The 17,904-nt window shown below is 62.9% G+C and carries 21 protein-coding genes; 12 read left to right on the forward strand and 9 right to left on the reverse strand.

Annotated elements, in window-relative coordinates; genetic code table 11:
* The first annotated feature begins 49 nt into the window (after positions 1 to 49).
* From LAC81_RS28125 to LAC81_RS28145, 5 genes are all read left to right on the forward strand, one after another.
* A complete protein-coding gene (locus LAC81_RS28125; RefSeq protein ID WP_223727978.1) occupies positions 50 to 568 on the forward strand; it encodes an SRPBCC family protein in 519 nt (172 codons plus the stop codon).
* Positions 525 to 881: an ArsR/SmtB family transcription factor gene (locus LAC81_RS28130; RefSeq protein ID WP_223727979.1), complete on the forward strand. Its 357-nt coding sequence runs from the start codon at positions 525 to 527 to the stop codon at positions 879 to 881. The genes LAC81_RS28125 and LAC81_RS28130 overlap by 44 nt, the downstream gene beginning before the upstream one ends.
* Positions 882 to 1,245: 364 nt before the next feature.
* Complete coding sequence (locus LAC81_RS28135; protein ID WP_223727980.1) at positions 1,246 to 2,772, forward strand: sensor histidine kinase; 1,527 nt, start codon at positions 1,246 to 1,248, stop codon at positions 2,770 to 2,772.
* A 2-nt stretch (positions 2,773 to 2,774) separates the two neighbouring features.
* On the forward strand, positions 2,775 to 3,152 hold the full coding sequence (locus LAC81_RS28140; RefSeq protein WP_223727981.1) for a response regulator: 378 nt from the start codon (positions 2,775 to 2,777) through the stop codon (positions 3,150 to 3,152).
* Positions 3,153 to 3,291: 139 nt separating this feature from the next.
* Entirely contained in the window at positions 3,292 to 3,876 is a 585-nt protein-coding gene (locus tag LAC81_RS28145; protein ID WP_223727982.1) for a cysteine hydrolase family protein, read from the forward strand.
* A gap of 7 nt (positions 3,877 to 3,883) precedes the next feature.
* On the opposite strand, the gene LAC81_RS28150 is transcribed toward LAC81_RS28145, so the two are convergent.
* Positions 3,884 to 5,086: an MFS transporter gene (locus tag LAC81_RS28150; protein ID WP_223727983.1), complete on the reverse strand. Its 1,203-nt coding sequence runs from the start codon at positions 5,084 to 5,086 to the stop codon at positions 3,884 to 3,886.
* 142 nt (positions 5,087 to 5,228) lie between these two features.
* Here LAC81_RS28150 and LAC81_RS28155 point away from each other — a divergent pair, with 142 nt between their 5' ends.
* Positions 5,229 to 5,792, forward strand: a complete 564-nt coding sequence (locus LAC81_RS28155; protein WP_223727984.1) for a TetR/AcrR family transcriptional regulator — start codon at positions 5,229 to 5,231, stop codon at positions 5,790 to 5,792.
* 117 nt (positions 5,793 to 5,909) lie between these two features.
* A complete protein-coding gene (locus LAC81_RS28160; protein ID WP_223727985.1) occupies positions 5,910 to 6,341 on the forward strand; it encodes a CHRD domain-containing protein in 432 nt (143 codons plus the stop codon).
* A 19-nt stretch (positions 6,342 to 6,360) separates the two neighbouring features.
* On the opposite strand, the gene LAC81_RS28165 is transcribed toward LAC81_RS28160, so the two are convergent.
* The 7 genes from LAC81_RS28165 to LAC81_RS28195 all read right to left on the reverse strand — a co-directional run bounded on the left by LAC81_RS28165 (position 6,361) and on the right by LAC81_RS28195 (position 12,891).
* On the reverse strand, positions 6,361 to 7,176 hold the full coding sequence (locus tag LAC81_RS28165) for a carbohydrate ABC transporter permease (protein WP_223727986.1): 816 nt from the start codon (positions 7,174 to 7,176) through the stop codon (positions 6,361 to 6,363).
* A complete protein-coding gene (locus tag LAC81_RS28170) occupies positions 7,173 to 8,114 on the reverse strand; it encodes a carbohydrate ABC transporter permease (protein ID WP_223727987.1) in 942 nt (313 codons plus the stop codon). The genes LAC81_RS28165 and LAC81_RS28170 overlap by 4 nt, the downstream gene beginning before the upstream one ends.
* Positions 8,111 to 9,142: an aldo/keto reductase gene (locus LAC81_RS28175; RefSeq protein WP_223727988.1), complete on the reverse strand. Its 1,032-nt coding sequence runs from the start codon at positions 9,140 to 9,142 to the stop codon at positions 8,111 to 8,113. Before LAC81_RS28175 ends, LAC81_RS28170 begins: the two co-directional genes overlap by 4 nt.
* Positions 9,143 to 9,207: 65 nt before the next feature.
* On the reverse strand, positions 9,208 to 10,548 hold the full coding sequence (locus LAC81_RS28180) for an ABC transporter substrate-binding protein (RefSeq protein WP_223727989.1): 1,341 nt from the start codon (positions 10,546 to 10,548) through the stop codon (positions 9,208 to 9,210).
* 323 nt (positions 10,549 to 10,871) lie between these two features.
* Entirely contained in the window at positions 10,872 to 11,249 is a 378-nt protein-coding gene (locus LAC81_RS28185) for a hypothetical protein (RefSeq protein ID WP_113538495.1), read from the reverse strand.
* Positions 11,250 to 11,259: 10 nt separating this feature from the next.
* Positions 11,260 to 12,174: a glutathione-dependent disulfide-bond oxidoreductase gene (gene yghU / locus LAC81_RS28190; RefSeq protein WP_223727990.1), complete on the reverse strand. Its 915-nt coding sequence runs from the start codon at positions 12,172 to 12,174 to the stop codon at positions 11,260 to 11,262.
* A 243-nt stretch (positions 12,175 to 12,417) separates the two neighbouring features.
* Positions 12,418 to 12,891: a VOC family protein gene (locus tag LAC81_RS28195; protein WP_223727991.1), complete on the reverse strand. Its 474-nt coding sequence runs from the start codon at positions 12,889 to 12,891 to the stop codon at positions 12,418 to 12,420.
* Positions 12,892 to 13,151: 260 nt separating this feature from the next.
* On the opposite strand from LAC81_RS28195, the gene LAC81_RS28200 reads away from it, so the two are divergent.
* Entirely contained in the window at positions 13,152 to 13,910 is a 759-nt protein-coding gene (locus LAC81_RS28200; RefSeq protein ID WP_223727992.1) for an SDR family NAD(P)-dependent oxidoreductase, read from the forward strand.
* Between the two features lie 121 nt (positions 13,911 to 14,031).
* Positions 14,032 to 14,769: a glutathione S-transferase family protein gene (locus tag LAC81_RS28205; RefSeq protein WP_223727993.1), complete on the forward strand. Its 738-nt coding sequence runs from the start codon at positions 14,032 to 14,034 to the stop codon at positions 14,767 to 14,769.
* A gap of 50 nt (positions 14,770 to 14,819) precedes the next feature.
* Here the strand turns inward: LAC81_RS28205 and LAC81_RS28210 are convergent, their stop codons facing one another.
* Positions 14,820 to 15,791 (reverse strand): alpha/beta fold hydrolase, encoded by a 972-nt coding sequence (locus LAC81_RS28210; protein WP_223727994.1) that lies wholly within the window; start codon positions 15,789 to 15,791, stop codon positions 14,820 to 14,822.
* A 196-nt stretch (positions 15,792 to 15,987) separates the two neighbouring features.
* Here LAC81_RS28210 and LAC81_RS28215 point away from each other — a divergent pair, with 196 nt between their 5' ends.
* From LAC81_RS28215 to LAC81_RS28225, 3 genes are all read left to right on the forward strand, one after another.
* Positions 15,988 to 16,440 (forward strand): Rrf2 family transcriptional regulator, encoded by a 453-nt coding sequence (locus LAC81_RS28215; RefSeq protein WP_223727995.1) that lies wholly within the window; start codon positions 15,988 to 15,990, stop codon positions 16,438 to 16,440.
* A complete protein-coding gene (locus tag LAC81_RS28220; RefSeq protein ID WP_223727996.1) occupies positions 16,430 to 16,849 on the forward strand; it encodes a GNAT family N-acetyltransferase in 420 nt (139 codons plus the stop codon). Before LAC81_RS28215 ends, LAC81_RS28220 begins: the two co-directional genes overlap by 11 nt.
* A gap of 113 nt (positions 16,850 to 16,962) precedes the next feature.
* Complete coding sequence (locus LAC81_RS28225; RefSeq protein ID WP_223727997.1) at positions 16,963 to 17,847, forward strand: helix-turn-helix domain-containing protein; 885 nt, start codon at positions 16,963 to 16,965, stop codon at positions 17,845 to 17,847.
* The last annotated feature ends 57 nt before the right edge of the window (positions 17,848 to 17,904 follow it).

Raw genomic sequence — 17,904 nt, forward strand, 5'->3', positions numbered from 1 at the left:
TCGATGGCCTCTATGCTGCAACCAAATCGTTGCACGAAAGGAAAGCGACATGAGCTCATTCGATCGTATCGAAAAGGCAATCCTGCTGCGCGCGCCGATCGAGCGTGTCTGGCGGGCGATAACCGATGTCACCGAATTCGGGCAGTGGTTCGGTGTAAGGCTGAACGAGCCCTTTGCTCCCGGGCGGTCCATAACCGGCTCCTTCGAAGGAGAGTTCAAGGAAGAAAACATCGCCAAATATCAGGCCTCGATCGGTCTTGAGCCGGCGCCGATCCGCCAGCCCGAGCCGAATGCGGTCTTCTGCACGGTCGAGGCGATGGATGCGCCGCGGCTCTTCAGCTTCCGTTGGATCCCCTACGGTCTCGATGCCGAATGCGATCCCGTGCGGGAGCCGACGACGCTCGTCGAATTCCGGCTGGAACCGGTTGGTAGCGATACGCGCGTGACGGTCACGGAATCCGGCTTCGAAGCGGTGCCAACGCATCGCCGCAAGCGCGCCTTTCTGATGAATGACGGCGGCTGGAGTGCCCAGATCGAAAACATCAAGCGCCATGTCGAACACGCCTGAGCGGGACCTGGCGGGCGTATTCGCGGCGCTGGGCGATACGACCCGCCTTGCGCTGGTCACGCGGCTTCTGGCGGCCGGTGCCCTGTCGGCAACCGCGCTCTCCGACGGGCAGGCAATCACCCGGCAGGCGATCGTGAAGCACCTGCAGGTGCTGGTCGCGGCGCGGCTGGTGGTGCACGAGCGTCACGGCAAGGAGGTGCTCTACGCTGTCGATCCGCGTCGTATCGAGGAGGCGCGCGCGTTCCTCGCGGCGATCGCAGAGGGTTGGGACAAGACGCTCGGCCGGCTGAAGTCGCTTGTCGAGGCGCCCTGACGCGGGCGTTCAGCGGTGCTGGGTCGCTCGTATCAAAGTGAGCGCCCGCGCTAAGCTGCATAGCCTGCCGGTGAACCAGTCCGGCGCACCTTGAGAAGGAGCATGAGCCGCCGCGTGCAATTCTTCGAGCAGATTCAAAGATGCTGGCTGCGGATATCGGCAGTCCTCGCGCGCTGGCCACTCTTTGCACTTGTCCGTGATTTGCCCAGTCGACCGCCGCTCCGGGCTTGAATTCGAGGCGCCCCGCCACAGTTGTTTTCTTTTGGCCACCGGGCGTGGGACCCATCTCACAAGCGGATTCGTGGTGGCAGCCTTGCAAGGGGTCGATCCCGGCAGACCTATCGCTGGGAATCGGGGTGCAGACATGAGGCAAAACTCATCCGGCGTCGACAGCTCCTGGATCAAGAAGGCGGATGAGCTGGCGGCTCTGTTCCAGTTCACGGATGCGCTCTACCGCGCCAATTCGATCGCCGCCATATTCGACGCCACATTCGATGCGATCGAGCGGGCGTTGCGTTGCAGCCGCGCTTCGATCCTGCTCTTCGACCATGCGGGGGTGATGCGTTTCGTTGCCTCGCGCGGGCTTTCCGAGGGCTATCGACGGGCCGTCGATGGTCACTCGCCGTGGCGGCCCGGCGACCGCGACGCCACCCCCATCTTCGTCAGCGATATCGAGTTTGCCGACGAATCCCAGGCGCTCAAGGACACCATCAGGGGGGAGGGTATCCGTGCGCTCGCCTTCATTCCCCTGACTGCCAACGGCGTGGTCATCGGAAAGTTCATGACCTACCGGGAAGTCCCGCACGTCTTCACGGAGGAGGAAGCCGCCCTTTCCCTGACCATCGCGCGGCAACTGGGCTTCAGCATCGAGCGCAGGCGCATCGAGGAGGCGCACCAGCGAGCCGAAGAGGGATTTCGCCGCAGCAATGAGCGGCTGCGGATCATCCTCGATAGTGCCAGCGAGTACGCAATCATCACCCTCGACGGTGCCGGGCGGATTGCGAGCTGGAACAGTGGCGCCGAACGGCTTCTCGGCTATCGCGACACCGAGATTCTTGGTCAGCCCGGCGGCATCTTCTTCAGCGCGCAAGACCGCGCGTCGGATGTGCCCGAACAGGAAATGCGAGAGGCGCGAGAAGAGGGCCGCGCAACCAACGAACGCTGGCACTACTGCAAGGATGGATCCCGTTTCTGGGGTTCGGGCGTCATGCTTCCAGTCGAAGAGAGCGGACCCGATCGCTACCTCAAGATCTTCAGGGATCGAACCGAGGAGCGCAGGGCGGAGAAGCGCCAGAAGCTGCTGATCGGCGAGCTCAATCATCGTGTGAAGAACACGCTTGCGACCGTGCAATCCCTTGCCGATCAGAGTTTGAAAAGCGCGGATACTCCAGAAGCGTTTGCCGAAGCCTTCAATAGCCGACTGCTTGCGCTTGCCAAGGCGCACGACCTCTTGACCCGCGAGGCATGGCAGGCGGTGTACCTGAACGACATCGTTCAGGCGGTACTCGCAGCCTGGATCGAGGATGGGCGCGTGTCGCTCCACGGACCTGCGATCCGCATCAGCCCGAAACAGGCGCTCGCCCTTTCGATGGCGTTCAACGAGTTGCTGACCAATGCGATCAAATACGGTTCTCTATCGAGCCCCGGTGGCCGCGTCGGACTTTCGTGGCATTGCGACGGAGTGTGTTCGGTCCGATGGGAAGAGCGCGGCGGGCCACCGGCTTCGCCCCCTCGCCGCCAGGGTTTCGGGCTGCGCGTTCTCAATCGTGGCCTCGCCAACGAACTCGGGCATCCCGTCGATCTCCGATTCGAGCCGGAGGGTGTCAGCTGCACGATCGGGATGGACTTCGTCGACGGTAAGCACGCCGGCATGGACGACAGGGGGGAGTGAGCATGTCTGGCATATTGGCGGGGCACCGGATCCTTGTCGTCGAAGACGAGATGCTGGTGGCCATGTCGATCGAGGACACGTTGCTCGATGCCGGCGGTGAAGTGATCGGCCCAGCCCCCACCGTGGGGCAGGCATTGGGGCTTCTGCGGGACGAGGCGAAAATCGATGCCGTCGTTCTGGATATGAACCTCCAGGGGCATAGCGGGCTCCCGGTCGCGGACGCCTGCGATGAAAGATCGATCCCCTTTCTCATCTTGAGCGGTTATGGCGAAACGGCCCTGAGCGGAACGCATCATGCGGCTCCAATCCTCTCCAAGCCCTTCGCCAGTGCCGCACTGGTAGAGGCGCTCAAGGCCCTTTTCGAAGGGAGCCCCTCGTGAAGGGCCGGGGCCGGGCTTGGCTGGTGATGCATGCGTCGATTGCGCACCGTCGGGATAAGGAACCGCATTTCATCCCGCGGCGTTTGTTCGTCGGACCCGAATACGTCGGGCGGCCCAATGTGTCGGGTGGATTGTGATCATGAACGCCGAACGCTGGATTCATATTTGCGTCGACATGCAGCGAATGTTCAACGAGGAAACGCCGTGGCAGACGGACTGGATGGCGACGATCTCTGATCAGGTGGTCGAGGTTGCGAGCCGCGTTCCTGACCGCACCGTCTTTACCCGCTTCGTCCCCCCACACACGCCGGCCGAAATGCCGGGCATGTGGCGACCCTACTATGAAAAATGGCCAATGATGACGGCTACACGGCTGGATCCGGGTCTGGTCGATCTCATTCCTCCCCTGCAGCGCCTGGTGCCGCCTGCCCGCGTTCTCGACAAGCGCACCTATTCGCCCTGGTTGAGCGGCAAGCTCGAAAGCGTGCTCGCCCATCAGGATGTCGGAACCGTCGTGGTGACGGGTGGCGAAACGGACGTCTGCGTGCTGGCGACCGCTCTCGGAGCGATCGACCTTGGCTACCGGGTGATCCTGCTGAAGGATGCCGTCTGCAGTTCGCTCGATCAGACACACAATGCCGCGCTCGACCTCCTCGGCAGCCGTTTCTCGGTCCAGGTGGAGGTGACGACGACGGAGGAGTGGCTTTCGCGGGTGCGGATTTAGCCGCTGGTCAGGCCATGCTTGGTTCTTTCTCCGGAGACGTCCGGCTGGTAATGAGGCCCAGGATACCGATGCCGATGATTGCTGCCGCGTAAATGTCGGTCGTCAGCTGGTAGCCGAGCGCCTTTGCCAGAAAGCCTGCGAGGATCGCGGGAAGGCTGAAGGCCAGGTAGCTCTGGATGTAGATGGTGGTGAGCAGACCGGCGCGCTCATCCGCCTTTGCCAGCGGCATGACCGAGCCGATCGTGGCGAGGAAGCTGGTACCGAAGCCCACGCCGGTTACCAGCGTGCCGACGATCAGGACCGGCACATGGGCGAGGTGCGTTCCGGCAACCACGGTTAGCATGCCAAGGGTGGTGCTCAAGACGCCGAACATCAGATTTGCCTGAGGGGCGCGGGCGCGGCGAAAGAAGACGCCGAGCGCGCCGGCGGTCATCAGCGCCGCGACCACCGCGCCCCCGGTGAGCGGGTTCTTGCTGCCCGTGGTGGCGGCGACCAGCGAGGGGACAAGCGAGAGATAAAAGCCACCAAGCGCCCAGTTCGCGATGTTCACGGGCGTGACCAGCGCCAGCGGCCGCTTGGCGCGCTGCGGAATGGCGACCCGTGGCATGAGCGAGGACAGGGCGCCGGGACGGCGCGCGCCGGTTTCAGGTATAAGCCAGATCGCCCCCGCCTGCGCTATGAAACCGACGAAGAGGAGCACATAGACGAGGTGAAGCGGAAACGGGCCGTACTGGATCAGCGCGCTGGTGCCGAGCGCGCCGACGGCAAGGCCGATCAACGGTGCGAGCGAGTTCACGAGCTGCCCTCTGGCGTGATCGACATCGACGAGCGCCGCACCGATCGACGCGCCGGCAACGCCGGTCGCAAGCCCCTGCACGATGCGTGCCGCGATCAGCCAGCCGGTTCCGTCGGCAAGGACGAACAGCGCCATGGCGGCCATCTCGACGATCAGTGCTCCGAAAATCACCGGCTTGCGCCCGAGATGATCCGAGATCGAGCCGACGATCAGCAATGCTCCCAGAAGTGCGAAGGCATAGACCGCGAAAATGACCGTCATCTCCACCGGGCTGGCGGCGAAGTGCTCTTGATAGAAGCGGTAGAGCGGGGTTGGCGCCGAGGACGCGCCGAAGAATGTCGCGAGCGTGACGGCGTAGAAGGCAATGGGATTTGCCGGGCGCGCGCTCTCTCTGGATTCGGAGGAGGAAGACATCTATATCACCCTTAAAGCTAAATCGTTGCGTTTGGCAGATGTAGGTGGGCTTTCCGCTAAAAGCAAATTATTTGCTTTTATGCTGCTGTGAGAATTTCTGAAGCATCGGCCGATCGGTCGGAGAAAGACGGAGTTGGAGCGAATGGCGACAAGGGAAGGTCCGCGACCGGGCGGCCGAAGCGCCCGGGTTCAGGCATCGGTACACAAGGCCGTGCAGACCTTGCTGACGACGCTTGAGCGCACCGAGGTCACGGTGCCGCTGATCGCGGCGGAAGCGGGTGTCACGCCTTCGACGATCTATCGTCGCTGGGGCGACCTTCAGGAACTGCTCGCCGACGTCGCGGTCGAGCGGCTGCGGCCGGACATGGTGCCGGTCGACACTGGAAGCTTCGGCAGTGACCTGATGGCCTGGGCCGAGCAATATGCCGAGGAAATGTCCTCGGGGCCGGGCCGCGAAATGATCCGGGACGTGCTTGCAGCACAGGACGGAACCGGCGCCTATCAGTGCTGCAACTTCACCCGGCAACAGATCGAGGCGATCGCCGAGCGCGCCGAGCAGCGTGGCGAAGTCTTTCCCGATGTCGAGACCGTCATGGACGGGGTCGTCGCGCCGATCATGTACCGAATCCTCTTTGGCGGCGCGCCGAATGCGGCGCATGTCGAGCGCCTGGTGACGGCGTCGCTGGCATCGAAACCTGCGCCCTGAGGTGCCGGATTTCCGAGAACGATAGAGCCCACATTCCGTCTGGGGTCCGGCAATCGGAACCCAAACCGGTTTCCGGGGTTGGAAGGTCTGCTCAACACCTGTTCTGGAGGATGCGAGATGCGACCGATCCACAAGAATTCCCTTCTGGCTGGCGTCGCGGCCATTGCTATCCTGGCGGCCGGCGGCGTTTCGGCCGAAACCCTGAAGTTCAAGGCGGATATGACGGGATCGGGTGAGGTGCCGCCCAACGAAAGCGCGGGCAAGGGCACCGGCGAACTCACCGTCGACACGACGACGAAGAAGGCGACCTGGACGGTGACCGCCACGGGCCTGTCGGGAGACGCGACCGCCGCGCATTTCCACGGCCCGGCAGCCGCGGGCGAGAAAGCCGATCCGGTCGTCGACATCTCGACATCGATGAAGTCGGGCTCTGCCGAGCTTACCGATCAGCAGCTCGCCGATCTGCAAGGCGGAAAATGGTATCTCAACATCCACACGGCGAAATTCCCCGACGGCGAGATCCGCGGCCAGGTGGAGAAGGCGCAGTAAACACGGTCGCCCTTCACGCCTACTTCACCGCGCCATGCGCCAGCCCGCTGACCAGGTAGCGCTGCATGAACAGGGCGATCAGGTAGACCGGGGCGATGCCCGCAAGCGAGGCTGCGGCCATCTGGCCGAAATTCACCAGCCTGTCGCCCTGGAAGAGCGAAATGCCGACCGGCAACGTTCGAGTCGCGTCGGAAAAGGTAAAGGCCGAGGCGAAGAGGAACTCGTTGTAGGCGAGCACCGTGACAATGATGAAGGTCGCCACGATGCCGGGCGAAATGATCGGAACCACGATCTGCAGCAGAATGCGAAACGGCCCGGCTCCGTCTATTGCGGCCGCCTGCTCGATCTCGAGCGGCATCCGGCGCAGGAACGGTGTCAGCAGCCAGAAGGCGACCGGCACATTGGCAAGCCCGTAAATCAGAGCGAGGCCGGCCCGCGTGTCGAGCAGTCCACTCGTCTTCAAGAGGAAGAACAGCGGTATGAGCGCCACGATCGGCGGCGCCATGTAGCTTGAGAGCGTTACGTCCGAAAGCCATTTGCCGCCGATCTTCAACCGCAGCACCGCGTAGGCCGAAGGCAGCGTGAGTGCGATGGTGAGAAAGCCCGCCAGCAGCGACACGGTCACGGAATTCACGATGAAGCCGACGACGTTGGCGGCCTCGAAGGCCGCGGGCCAATTGGCAAGCGTTGTCGCCGTCGGCCAGAAGGCGCCGTTCAGCACGTCGTCCTTCGTCTTCAGGGAGACGGCGAGGAGATAGAGGATGGGCAGGGCGAAAAAGCCGACGATCGGCGCCGTCGCAAGGCCCAGCCAGAGATGCCGTCCGGCCAACCTCATATCTCGCGCCTTTCGAAACGTTGGTGCAGGCGCACCGCCGGCAGCGTCGCCAGGCCGATGACCAGCGCATAGATGATCGTCTCGGCGGCCGCTCGACCGACATCGAACTGTTCGATCGCCCGGCGATAGATGGAGAAACCGGCCGAGGTCGTCGCAAAGCCCGGTCCGCCGAAGGTGAGGATGTAGACGAGGTCGAAGAGCTTGAACGAGAGGATCAGCTTCAGGAGATAGATCGACGATAGCGGTGCTGCGACGAGCGGCAGCGTGATGTGCCAGAAGCGCTGCCAGCCATTCGCGCCATCGACGAGCGCGGCCTCGCGCACACCCTCCGGGATGGTCGAAAGCGCCGCGAAGCAGAGAATGACGATGAAGGGCGTCCATTGCCAGAGATCGGCGACAGCGATCGCCAGCCAAGCCAATAGGGGGTGGCCGAGGAAAGAGATCGGCTGGGAAATCACGCCGTAGTTGATCAACGTGCCGTTCAGAAGCCCGCCTGCCGGCGCGAAGATCAGCTTCCAGGCGATGCCGACCATGACGGGTGGCGTCATCAACGGCAGCAACACAAGGCTCATCAGGAAGCGGCCGCCTTTCAGCAGCGACGTGAACAGCAGGGCGATCAGGAAACCGAGCGCAAGCTGCAGCAGCGACGTCGAAAGCGCATAGGCGACGCTTCTACCGATTGCCGAAAGGAAGATCGGATCCTGAAGCGCGGTTGCGAAATGCTTGACGCCGACGAAGCCGCGGAACGGTTTTCCAAGCGTGCTCTTGCTAAAGGCGAGCCCAAGCAGGAAGACCGTCGGGTAGAGCGTCGTGACGGCAAGTGCGAACACGACGGGGGCGATCCACAGGGCGCGGCCGAAGCGTTCCCATGGGTCGCCCCGGCGCGCGGAAAATCGATTGGCGTCTGGCCCAACGGCGTCGAGGGTGACGACGGTCATGTCGCCTCTGCCAGAACCGGGCGCGTCGGTCCGCTGCCGGCCCGCGTGGCAAACAGCATATCCTCGATATCATCGAGGTCGCCGGTGGTGAGCGCGACGGTTGCTCCAGCGATCCAGCCGTCGATATGCGTGGGCTGTCGCGCGCCGATGATCGCCCCGGTCACGCCGGGCCAGGAGAGCGCCCAGGCGGCAGCGATCGCTGCAACTGTCGTGTCGTGGCGCGCGGCGATCGGTCTCAGCCCCTCGGCGAAGGCGAGATTGCGGTGCAGCGCCTCGCCGGAAAACTCCTCGTCGCGCGATCGCCAGTCGTTTGCCGGAAGCGCCCGGGCGCGGGCCGGCGTGAAGGCGCCGGTGAGCAGGCCCGACTGCAACGGGCTGTAGGCAATGACGCCGCCGCCATGCGACCGAACCCAGGGCAGGTCCGCTTCGGCGAACTGGCGCTTGATTGCGGAAAAGGGCGGCTGCACGACATCGACGGGCGCGACCGTTGCCGCGCGCTGCAGCAGGTCCCGGTCATGGTTCGAAAGCCCGATCGCCCTGACCTTGCCCTCTTTCTTGAGGTCGGCAAAGGTTGCCCAATAGTCTTCGACCGGCGTTCCGTCATTGGCCGGCCAGTGCATCTGGTAGAGGTCGATGGCCTCGACGGCGAGCCGCTTCAGCGAAGCCTCGACCTCGCGGCGAAGGGATTGTGCTTTGCCGATACGGGCCGGAAGGGCGTTGCGATTGTCCGGGTCCCAGACCAGGCCGGCCTTGGTGAAGATCAGCGGCCGCTCGGATTTCGGTATCGTCGAGAGCGCTTCACGCACGATCTCTTCGGAATGACCGAGGCCGTAGACCGGAGCCGTGTCGATCCAGTTGATGCCGCGCTCGACCGCATGGCGGATCGCCGCAATCGACTGACTGTCGTCCTGGCTTCCCCAGCCCCATCCCCAATCGGGGCCGCCGATTGCCCAGGCGCCGAAGCCGACGGGGGTGATATCGAAGCCGGTGTGGCCGAGCCTGCGTTTCGGCAAGGTTTCCGAGGTCATGGTCTTTCACCTTTGAATAGAGGAGGGGGCGCAGCCGGGAGGAAGCGAACGCCCCCAGGGAGCAATCAGCCGTTGGTCTCGATGATCTCGGTCCAGGCCTGGTGGGCATCGGCGATCGCCTGTTCTGCGCTCTTGCTGCCGGCAAGCGCCAGTGCCAGCTCGTCGGTCAGCGCATTTTCGAGCTTCGGCGCATAGACGGCGGTCGGCCAGGCGAGGCTGTTCTCCAATGCGCCGTCGTCGAGCAGTGGCTGCACGAGCGGTTGGAATGCCTTGAACTTCTCCGACTTCAGGCCTGACTGGCGGTCCGGGTCGATGCCCGAGCCGGTCAAGGCCAGCAGTTGCTCGTGATAGTCCTTGCTGGTGGCGAGCTTGATCAGGTCCCAGGCGACATCCTTGTTCTTTGAGCCGCTGGTGATCGCAAAGCCGAAGCCGGCGTTGAAGGCGAGGCGCGGCGTCTTGTTGCTGCCGCCGGTCGGAATGCGAGCCACACCCCATTTGTCCACGATCTTCGAACCCTTGGGATCCTGGGCATAGCCGCCAAGATCCGTCCAGAAATCGATCTGCGCCGCCTTGCCGTTGAGGAAGGCGGGCAGCCCCTCTTCGAAACGTGTCTCGAGCGGAGTCGGCAGCGCATGGGGTGCAGAGGCGAGCAGCGACTTCAGGGCCTCGACGGCCTCCGTGCTGTCGAGTGCGGAGGTGCCGTCAGCCTTCAGGAAATTGCCGCCGAAGCCAGTCAGGCGGTTCGCATACGTCGAGAGGATGATGACCGGGATCTTGGCGCCGAGAACGGCCGCGCCATAGATGCCGTTCTTCGCTTCGGCCTCGGTGATCACCTTGGCGTTCTCGTTGTATTCGTCCCAGGTGGAGGGCGCCTTCAGGCCGTAGCGGTCGAAGAGTTCGCGGTTGTAGAACAACAGGTGGCTGTCGCCGTCATAGGGCAGGCCGTAGCGGCGGCCGTCGTGCAGCGTGTATTGGTCGTAGATCGTCTGGATGAAGTCTTCCGGCTGGATCTCGGCCTTGTCGCGCTCGATCAGATCCGTCACGTCCTCGATCACGCCGTCTTCGGCAAGCTGGCCCTTGTAGGTGTAGAAGTAGTCGATGATGTCGAACTGGTTTGCGCCCGATTGCACGTCCAGTGTCGCCTTGACGCTGACCTGGTCGTAGGGCACCGCCGTGACGTTGACCTTGGCGCCGGTCAGCCGCTCGAAGTCCTCGGCGATCTTCTTGCCGGTGACGACATGCGGCTGGATGATCAGGAGATTGATCGTGCGCCCGGCGTACTTGTTGCCGGAGGCAAGCGCGGTCGAGGAAGCAAGCGGTGTGATGAAGGGCAGGGTACCCACGGCGGCAAGCGATTTCAGCACGCTGCGGCGGCGATAGGCCTGGCCGAAAATGGAACTGGACATGGGATCCTCCGTCGAGATCTGAGTTCTGGCGGTCGGCGATGGGGTGCACCTTTCGACCTTGCTTCAGCATCATGCGGCAGAAGAGAACTACAATACACATAAAATCCATGTATTTTGTGTATTATGTAAGAACGATTTTCCTGCGGCACTCCGTCGGTCGGGGTAGGAAATTCTCAGGCGATCCGATCGCCACATCGCTGCAGTTGGAGAGCCGAGAGGCGCGTTCCCGTCAGCGCGTAGCAAGACGGGAACGAAGAATGCCAAAAGGCGGAGGTGGCAGATCGGGCTCAGGCGATCAGACGCTCAGGGCCCAATCGCAGCGGTCATACCTCGAAGACGTCCTCGAACGATTCCGGGAAGCTCTGGCGGGCAACCTTCTCATTGATGACGAGCAAGGCTTCATAGGACACGGGATCGAAATCCTTGTCCACCGGTAGCACTTCGCGCCCGAACAGGAGGTTCAGCCGGGCGGCATCGAGATTGCCGCGCTCGAACGGTTCCGCACCGAAATGATGCCAGAGAGCGTGGAGGAAGGCCGCATCGATGCGGTGGGCCCCAGATCCCGGCCGGGCATGGCGAGGCAGCGCCTTGATCGGCGTTGCCCCCTTGGGATTGGCCCGACGGATGACGAACTGGATGCCCGTGCCCGGCATGGCGTAGGGAAAACCCCGATGTTTCGTCATATCAGCCAGCTTGGCCATTCTGTTCTCCTTACGCGGTCTGCTTCTCGACGATCTTGTCCTCAGTCTTCGTGTCGAAGTCGGAGGCGTCGTGACGCTCATGCAATTGCTCGGCCGGATCGCCGCTCAGACGGTTGACCATGCGGCCGCGCTTGACTGCCGGGCGAGCGGCAATTTCGGCCGTCCAGCGCTGGACGTGCTCGTAGCTCTGGACCTCGAGGAAGGTACCGGCGTCGCCATAGACCTGGCCAAGTGCCAGGTTGCCATACCAGGGCCAGGTGGCCATGTCGGCAATGGTGTATTCGGAGCCGGCCAGGAACCGGTGGTTGGCAAGATGACGGTCGAGAACGTCGAGCTGGCGCTTCACTTCCATGGCGTAGCGGTCGATGGCGTATTTGATGTGCATCGGCGCATAGGCGTAGAAATGGCCGAAACCGCCGCCGAGGAAGGGCGCAGAGCCCATCTGCCAGAACAGCCAGTTCAAGGTCTCGGTGCGGGCGCGAAGTTCGCTCGGCAGGAAGGCGCCGAATTTCTCAGCGAGGTAGGTGAGGATGGAGGCCGACTCGAAGACGCGGACGGGTGCGCCGCCGCCCTTCGGCTTATGGTCCGTCAGCGCCGGGATCTTTGAGTTCGGGTTAATCTCGACGAAGCCGGAACCGAACTGGTCGCCATCACCGATACGGATCGGCCAGGCATCGTACTCGGCGCCCGAATGGCCGGCGGCCAAAAGCTCTTCGAGCATGATCGTGACCTTCACGCCATTCGGCGTTGCGAGCGAGTAGAGCTGCAGCGGGTGCTTCCCGACAGGCAGGTCCTTTTCGTGGGTCGGCCCGGAGATCGGGCGATTGATGCTGGCAAATGCGCCGCCATTGCCTTTTTCCCAGCTCCAGACTTTCGGAGGTTGATAGCCGGCGGGGAAACTGTCGGCGAGGGACTTCTCGGTCATGAAATCAATCCTTGTCGTCTAAAGGGCATGTCCAACGGGCAAGCGACGCCACAAACATTGGGTGTCGGCCTGCTGCTTCGCGCTGTTCTATACCGTCCTTTCGGCGCCTTCCAGAAAAACGGTTTCGCTTCCTGCGCACGCGCTAGCAAGCAAGTCCAGAAGAAGCGCAACGCCTTCGGCTCGCACTCGCCTTTTTGGCCGGCGCAGAACAGGCGGTGGTCGATCACCTGTCGTGGCCAAGCGTCAACCGCGCCGTGCCGCCTCGATCGCAGCCACGTCGATCTTCCGCATGGTCATCATGGCCTCGAAGGCGCGCTTTGCCTCGCCGCCGCCAGCCGCCATCGCATCCGTCAGAACGCGAGGCGTGATCTGCCAGGAGATTCCCCACTTGTCCTTGCACCAGCCGCAGGCGCTCTCCTCGCCGCCATTGTTGACGATCGCATTCCAATAGCGGTCGGTCTCTTCCTGATCGTCGGTGGCGATCTGGAACGAGAAGGCCTCGTTGTGCTTGAACATCGGACCGCCGTTCAGTCCGAGACAGGCGATGCCGGCAACGGTGAACTCAACCGTCAGCACATCGCCCTCCTTGCCGGACGGGTAGTCGCCGGGTGCCCGGTGCACTGAGGTCAGACGGCTGTCGGGAAAGACCTCGGCGTAGAACCGCGCGGCGGATTCGGCGTCCTTGTCGTACCAGAGGCAGATCGTGTTCTTTGCCATAACGTGTTCCTTTCGCGTTGAAGGCTTGCCGCCTTCTTCATGGGGTCTCCTACGAAATAGGTAGCGGCCCGGTTTTCTCCAGCCCGAAAGTGCTAGCGCGCTTGGCTGAGCATGCATGATGACGACCACGTGACTTTGCTTTGGTGCGCATCTGTTCGATCGCGTAGCCATCTGTTTGGAAAGCCGCGCTGCAATCCCTAGATGAACGGTTCGATGCTCGCCCGCGCGAGATCGCCAACGCATGCTTCAAAGGAATTCAAATGAATCAGATGGATGGAACCCTTGCCGTGGTGACGGGAGCGGGCCGCGGCCTCGGCGCTGCATTGGCCTATACGCTCGCCGAAGCAGGATGCGATCTCGTGCTTTGCGGGCGCAGCGCGAACGCGCTTGGAGACGTGACCCAGGCGATCATCCAGAATCTCGGAAGGCGCGTGCAAACGGTTGAACTCGATCTTTCCGATGCGGAGAGCGTGGCGGCAGCGGTTACGCGCATCAAGGCGGAAAACGCCTGCGTCGACATCCTCGTCAACAACGGCGCGATGTGGCTCGAGGATAGCGAGGTGGATCATTCGGCCGACGACGTGTTCGGCGTCGTCAATGCGGCGGTCACCGGAACGTTCCTGTTGACCCAAGGCCTGCTGCCGCTGCTCAACCAATCGCCTCGGCCCGATATCGTCACCATCGGTTCGATCAGCGGTCTCCCGAATGCGCCGCTGCAGACCGTGTCCGTACCGTTTTACGCCGCCAAGCGCGCACAGGCCGCGCTGGCGGACGGCCTGCGCCAGAAACTCGCAGGCACGCCCGTGCGCTCGATCGTCGTTCATCCGCCCTATCTCGATGACGTCTCGCCACTGGTGGAAGCGTGGCACGAAGCCGGCGCGCGAAAGAAGGGCGAGGCGGCGACCAATCGTGACGTCTGCGACGCCGTGCTGTTTGCGCTGACGCGTCCCCGGCATGTGACCTTGTCGATCACGGTCGATGCCGACGAAGGTGGCCTCCATCCTTCAGGAAGGATCTGATCCCGAGCGAGCGATGTCAGGACTTATCGTCCACATTCATAGACGATAAGTCCTGTTCTGGCCGGCTACAGGGATAGCGTCCATTCATCTACATCCATGGCATCAACCATGGAGAACCGAAATGCACACTATCGCTGAACCGATCTTCACCGCGGGCTTCCCGCTCGGTAGTTCCGCAGGACTGGTCACTGCCTTCGAATGGCTCGGCCAGCCCTACCGTCTTACCCGCGTCGATATGCTCGGAGAAATGCGCACGGACGCCTACCAGCGCCTGAATGGCCGGGTGGAAACGCCTGTGCTCGTGACCGGCGAAGGGCGCGTCATCACCGAGACGATGGCGATCGCCCAATGGCTCGAGGCGCGCGACCATGAGCGTCGCATCAGCTTTGCGCCGGGCACGTACGAGGCGGACCGGATGCACCAGTTCATCGCCTTCCTCAATACCGGCTTCACCGGAGCCTTCTTCCCCCTGTGGGTGGCGCTGGAAGCGGAAGAGGCGACCGAGGACTACCGTGAGACGCTACGCGTCTTCGGCCGCGAATTCGTCGCCAGGCGCCATGCCCAGCTTGAGGCGATGATGGGTGATGGTGACTATCTGCTGGGCGACCGCCCGACGCTCGCCGATGCAGTGTTCGTCGGCGTCGCACGCTGGGTGGACTTTCACGAGGCGATCGCGCCCGAGGACTACGCGCGCAGCTACCCGCGCGTCCATGCGCTGCGCCAACGCATTGAGGCCGACCCTGCGTTCCGCTTCGCGCTGGCGATCGAAGACGGTGAGCCTGCCGCCGGCAACGGTTCGATGAAAGGTCTCATTCCGCTCCAGGACGTCTTGCGTCTGGCGGGCGCGCTTGCGGACTGAGCCGATGGACAGCTGCGCGCCCGCGGGTGCGGCGCGCAGCTCTCACGCCGTCAGATGCGGCGGGCGAAATCGATGATCGCATCGCTCACAACGTCCGCACGCTCCTGTGGGAGCCAGTGCCCGCTGCCGGGCACGACAACTTTGCCCATGAGTTGCGGTGCGAGACGGGGCATAGCGTCGATGATGTCGCGCATCCCCGGGATGCTGAGCCCGGTGTCCCGTTCGCCAACCATGAACAGGGCCGGCACATCGACCGTCACGCCGGCGAGCGATGCTTGCAGTTGCCAGTTGCGATCGAGGTTGCGGTAGTAGTTGAGCCCGCCGCGAAAACCGGAACGGGCGAATGACTCGGCATAGGCGTCGAGATCGGCAGCCGTCAGCCAGTCCGGCATCGCTTTCGGATCGGGGAGGCGTGCGAGCAGTCCGTCTCGCCGTGGGACCATCCCGAACGGATTTGGCGTCCGGTCCCCGGCTTGCCGGGGGCCGGCGTCTCCCGAAGCCGCAAAGAGGATCTTGCGGAGCGTCTGTCGAATGTCTCGCTCCAGTTCCGCTTCGGCGACGCCGGGTTTCTGGAAGTAGAGCGTGTAAAGCTGCGCCTCGTCGGTCTGCGGGAAGATGCGGGTCGGCGGCACGGGCGGCGGAGCCATCATAGGCACGCTGATCGCGACCACGCCGCGGAAGCGGTCCGGCCGCATCTGTGCCGCCTGCCACGCGACCGAGGCACCCCAGTCGTTGCCGACGATGATGGCCGTCTCCGCGCCGAGCGCATCCAGGAGTGCGACCATATCCCCGACGATGTGAAACAGGGTGTATTCGTCGATCGCCAAGGGGCATTCCGTGTGCCCGTATCCACGCATGTCCGGCGCAACCGCACGAAATCCGGCCTTGGCGAGCGCCGCAATCTGGTGGCGCCAGACATGGGAGGTTTCCGGAAAGCCGTGGCAGAAAAGGACGAGCGGCCCTTCTCCCTGGTCGACGACATTCATCCGGATTGTTCTCGTTTCGATGGTGCGAGCAGCCATATTCGGTCCTTCCGCTCTTGATATCGTGGCTTGGATGGTACCCGGCGCGGCATGGGCCGGCCATGCGGCCGCCAGCAGAGCGGCCAACATCGTTCGTCTTTTCATCCTTGGGTCCTTGATTCTGTAATCATCTAAGTTACAGAATAGGGCGAGGTCAAGTGTGTGTAACATTAATAGTTACGCTATAGGGGTGCATATGAAACGAGACAGTCGGCTGGCGCGGATGATCCATGTGCTCATCCATATGGGGCTCCTGGGCGGGCGCGAGACCTCGGAAACCATTGCGAAGATGCTGAACACCAATCCGGTGGTCGTGCGCCGTACGATGGCAGCCCTGAAGCGCAAGGGCGTGGTTGGTTCCGAGGGAGGGCGAGGCGGCGGATGGGTGCTGCTGCGGCCGCTCGACGATCTCACCGTCCTCGATATCCAGAAGGCGCTGGATGAAGGCGAGGTGCTGGCCGCAGGTGTTTCGGAGGATCATCCCACCTGTCCGGTGGAGCGGGCAGCAAATGCCGCCCTGGTGCGGGCCTTCGACAAGGCGGAGAGCGCATTGCTGGACGAGTTTGCAAAGCTGAGGTTATCGCTAATCGCCGAGCAGGCCATGTCGGTCGACAGACACCCGCCTCGGGATGGAAAAGATGACGACTGAAAACCGCGCTGACGATCCGTACTTCCTATGGCGTGGCGACTTCACGAATGCCGAGCTGAACGCGCTGCATGCCGAGTGCTTCGAACACGCCGTACTCGATGACGATTGGAGGAAACAGGTGAACAATTTCAGCCTAGGCTGGGTTTGTCTGCGTCTCGAGGGAAATCTTGCCGGCTTCGTCAATGTTGCCTGGGACGGCGGCGTGCACGCCTTTCTGCTCGACACCATGGTCTCGGCGCCGTGGCGGCGAAGGGGCTATGCGCGCCGGCTCGTCGAAGAGGCGGTGGCAAACGCAAGGCAATCAGGCTGCGAATGGCTGCATGTCGACTTCGAGCCCCATCTTCGCGATTTCTATCTTGAAGCCTGCAAGTTTGTCCCCACCGATGCCGGCCTGATCCGCTTGGGATAGCGGACTTCAAAGCGTGCCCCTATCGGGGCTTCCGTTGCGCATTAAAGATGAGTAAAGAAGGAAGGAATAAAGATCGAGGCGCAGCCTCAGGTTTCCCGAGCATTGGGCATTTGATGACATTCCAGCCACGGATGCAGAACAGGATCTCCGGGTTCAAGGTCCTCGGCGGTTTGCACCGTCGCGAATGGAACGGGATCATAGCCGACGTCTGGGATGTCGAGTGCGAGGCGCGCGCCGGCGGTCACTACGTGTCCGACGATCCGCGCATGTTCATCGTGCTCGATGCGCAAGGTGGCAGCCGCTGCAATGTCAAGCTCTCGCCCGGCGGCCCTGGGACGGTGCAGAACTACCGCGAACAGGGACTTTCCTACATCCCGGCGGGCATGGAGATCTGGGCCGATGTCGTCGACGTGCAATACATCCGCCATCTCGATCTGCACTTCAATCTCGAGGTCCTCAGCCGACGGCTGATGGAGGATCTCGACGCCAGCCGTTGCGATGGGCCCCGGCTGATGTTTCATGATGAGCGTTTCCTGCAACTCGCGCGGCTCATCGCTGCGGAGTGCCTCAATCCGCAGCCGTTGCATGATCTCTATGGTGATGGTCTGACGGTCGCGCTGTTCATCGACCTGATGAAGCTCAACCGTGCCGATCCGCGCAAGCGCAGCCCGCTTGCCGCCTGGCAAATGCGCCGCGTGGCTGACTACATCGCGGAAAACTTCGGCCGCAGCATTCGGCTCCAGGAGCTGGCGGCGCTTGTGGGATTGTCGCAATCGCATTTCAGCCACGCCTTCAAGGCCTCAACCGGAATGGCGCCGCATCAATGGCAGACGAATGCGCGCATCGAACGGGCCAAGCAACTCCTGCTGAAGAATGGCGCGTCGCTGACGGCGACGGCCGTCGAAACCGGGTTCGCGGACCAAGCGCATTTCACGCGGGTCTTCCGCAAGGTCGTCGGCACCACGCCAGCGCAGTGGAGGCGGAGCCGCTTGGCCTGAGCAAATTGTCTCACGCGCGGGCGAATGTTCGCTGTGAATAGCCCAGGATCGTTCAAT

Source organism: Ensifer adhaerens (genome assembly GCF_020035535.1).
Taxonomy (GTDB): Bacteria; Pseudomonadota; Alphaproteobacteria; order Rhizobiales; family Rhizobiaceae; genus Ensifer.

What these genes read in the sequence shown, in the direction of transcription:
- LAC81_RS28125 (WP_223727978.1), top strand. Translation starts at nt 50, where the DNA reads ATGAGCTCATTCGATCGTATCGAAAAGGCAATCCTGCTGCGCGCGCCG.
- LAC81_RS28150 (WP_223727983.1), bottom strand. Translation starts at nt 5,086, where the DNA reads ATGTCTTCCTCCTCCGAATCCAGAGAGAGCGCGCGCCCGGCAAATCCC.
- LAC81_RS28185 (WP_113538495.1), bottom strand. Translation starts at nt 11,249, where the DNA reads ATGGCCAAGCTGGCTGATATGACGAAACATCGGGGTTTTCCCTACGCC.
- LAC81_RS28205 (WP_223727993.1), top strand. Translation starts at nt 14,032, where the DNA reads ATGCACACTATCGCTGAACCGATCTTCACCGCGGGCTTCCCGCTCGGT.
- LAC81_RS28200 (WP_223727992.1), top strand. Translation starts at nt 13,152, where the DNA reads ATGAATCAGATGGATGGAACCCTTGCCGTGGTGACGGGAGCGGGCCGC.
- LAC81_RS28165 (WP_223727986.1), bottom strand. Translation starts at nt 7,176, where the DNA reads ATGAGGTTGGCCGGACGGCATCTCTGGCTGGGCCTTGCGACGGCGCCG.
- LAC81_RS28215 (WP_223727995.1), top strand. Translation starts at nt 15,988, where the DNA reads ATGAAACGAGACAGTCGGCTGGCGCGGATGATCCATGTGCTCATCCAT.
- LAC81_RS28145 (WP_223727982.1), top strand. Translation starts at nt 3,292, where the DNA reads ATGAACGCCGAACGCTGGATTCATATTTGCGTCGACATGCAGCGAATG.
- LAC81_RS28210 (WP_223727994.1), bottom strand. Translation starts at nt 15,791, where the DNA reads ATGGCTGCTCGCACCATCGAAACGAGAACAATCCGGATGAATGTCGTC.
- LAC81_RS28195 (WP_223727991.1), bottom strand. Translation starts at nt 12,891, where the DNA reads ATGGCAAAGAACACGATCTGCCTCTGGTACGACAAGGACGCCGAATCC.
- LAC81_RS28170 (WP_223727987.1), bottom strand. Translation starts at nt 8,114, where the DNA reads ATGACCGTCGTCACCCTCGACGCCGTTGGGCCAGACGCCAATCGATTT.
- LAC81_RS28140 (WP_223727981.1), top strand. Translation starts at nt 2,775, where the DNA reads ATGTCTGGCATATTGGCGGGGCACCGGATCCTTGTCGTCGAAGACGAG.
- LAC81_RS28155 (WP_223727984.1), top strand. Translation starts at nt 5,229, where the DNA reads ATGGCGACAAGGGAAGGTCCGCGACCGGGCGGCCGAAGCGCCCGGGTT.
- LAC81_RS28135 (WP_223727980.1), top strand. Translation starts at nt 1,246, where the DNA reads ATGAGGCAAAACTCATCCGGCGTCGACAGCTCCTGGATCAAGAAGGCG.
- yghU (WP_223727990.1), bottom strand. Translation starts at nt 12,174, where the DNA reads ATGACCGAGAAGTCCCTCGCCGACAGTTTCCCCGCCGGCTATCAACCT.
- LAC81_RS28220 (WP_223727996.1), top strand. Translation starts at nt 16,430, where the DNA reads ATGACGACTGAAAACCGCGCTGACGATCCGTACTTCCTATGGCGTGGC.
- LAC81_RS28225 (WP_223727997.1), top strand. Translation starts at nt 16,963, where the DNA reads ATGACATTCCAGCCACGGATGCAGAACAGGATCTCCGGGTTCAAGGTC.
- LAC81_RS28180 (WP_223727989.1), bottom strand. Translation starts at nt 10,548, where the DNA reads ATGTCCAGTTCCATTTTCGGCCAGGCCTATCGCCGCCGCAGCGTGCTG.
- LAC81_RS28175 (WP_223727988.1), bottom strand. Translation starts at nt 9,142, where the DNA reads ATGACCTCGGAAACCTTGCCGAAACGCAGGCTCGGCCACACCGGCTTC.
- LAC81_RS28160 (WP_223727985.1), top strand. Translation starts at nt 5,910, where the DNA reads ATGCGACCGATCCACAAGAATTCCCTTCTGGCTGGCGTCGCGGCCATT.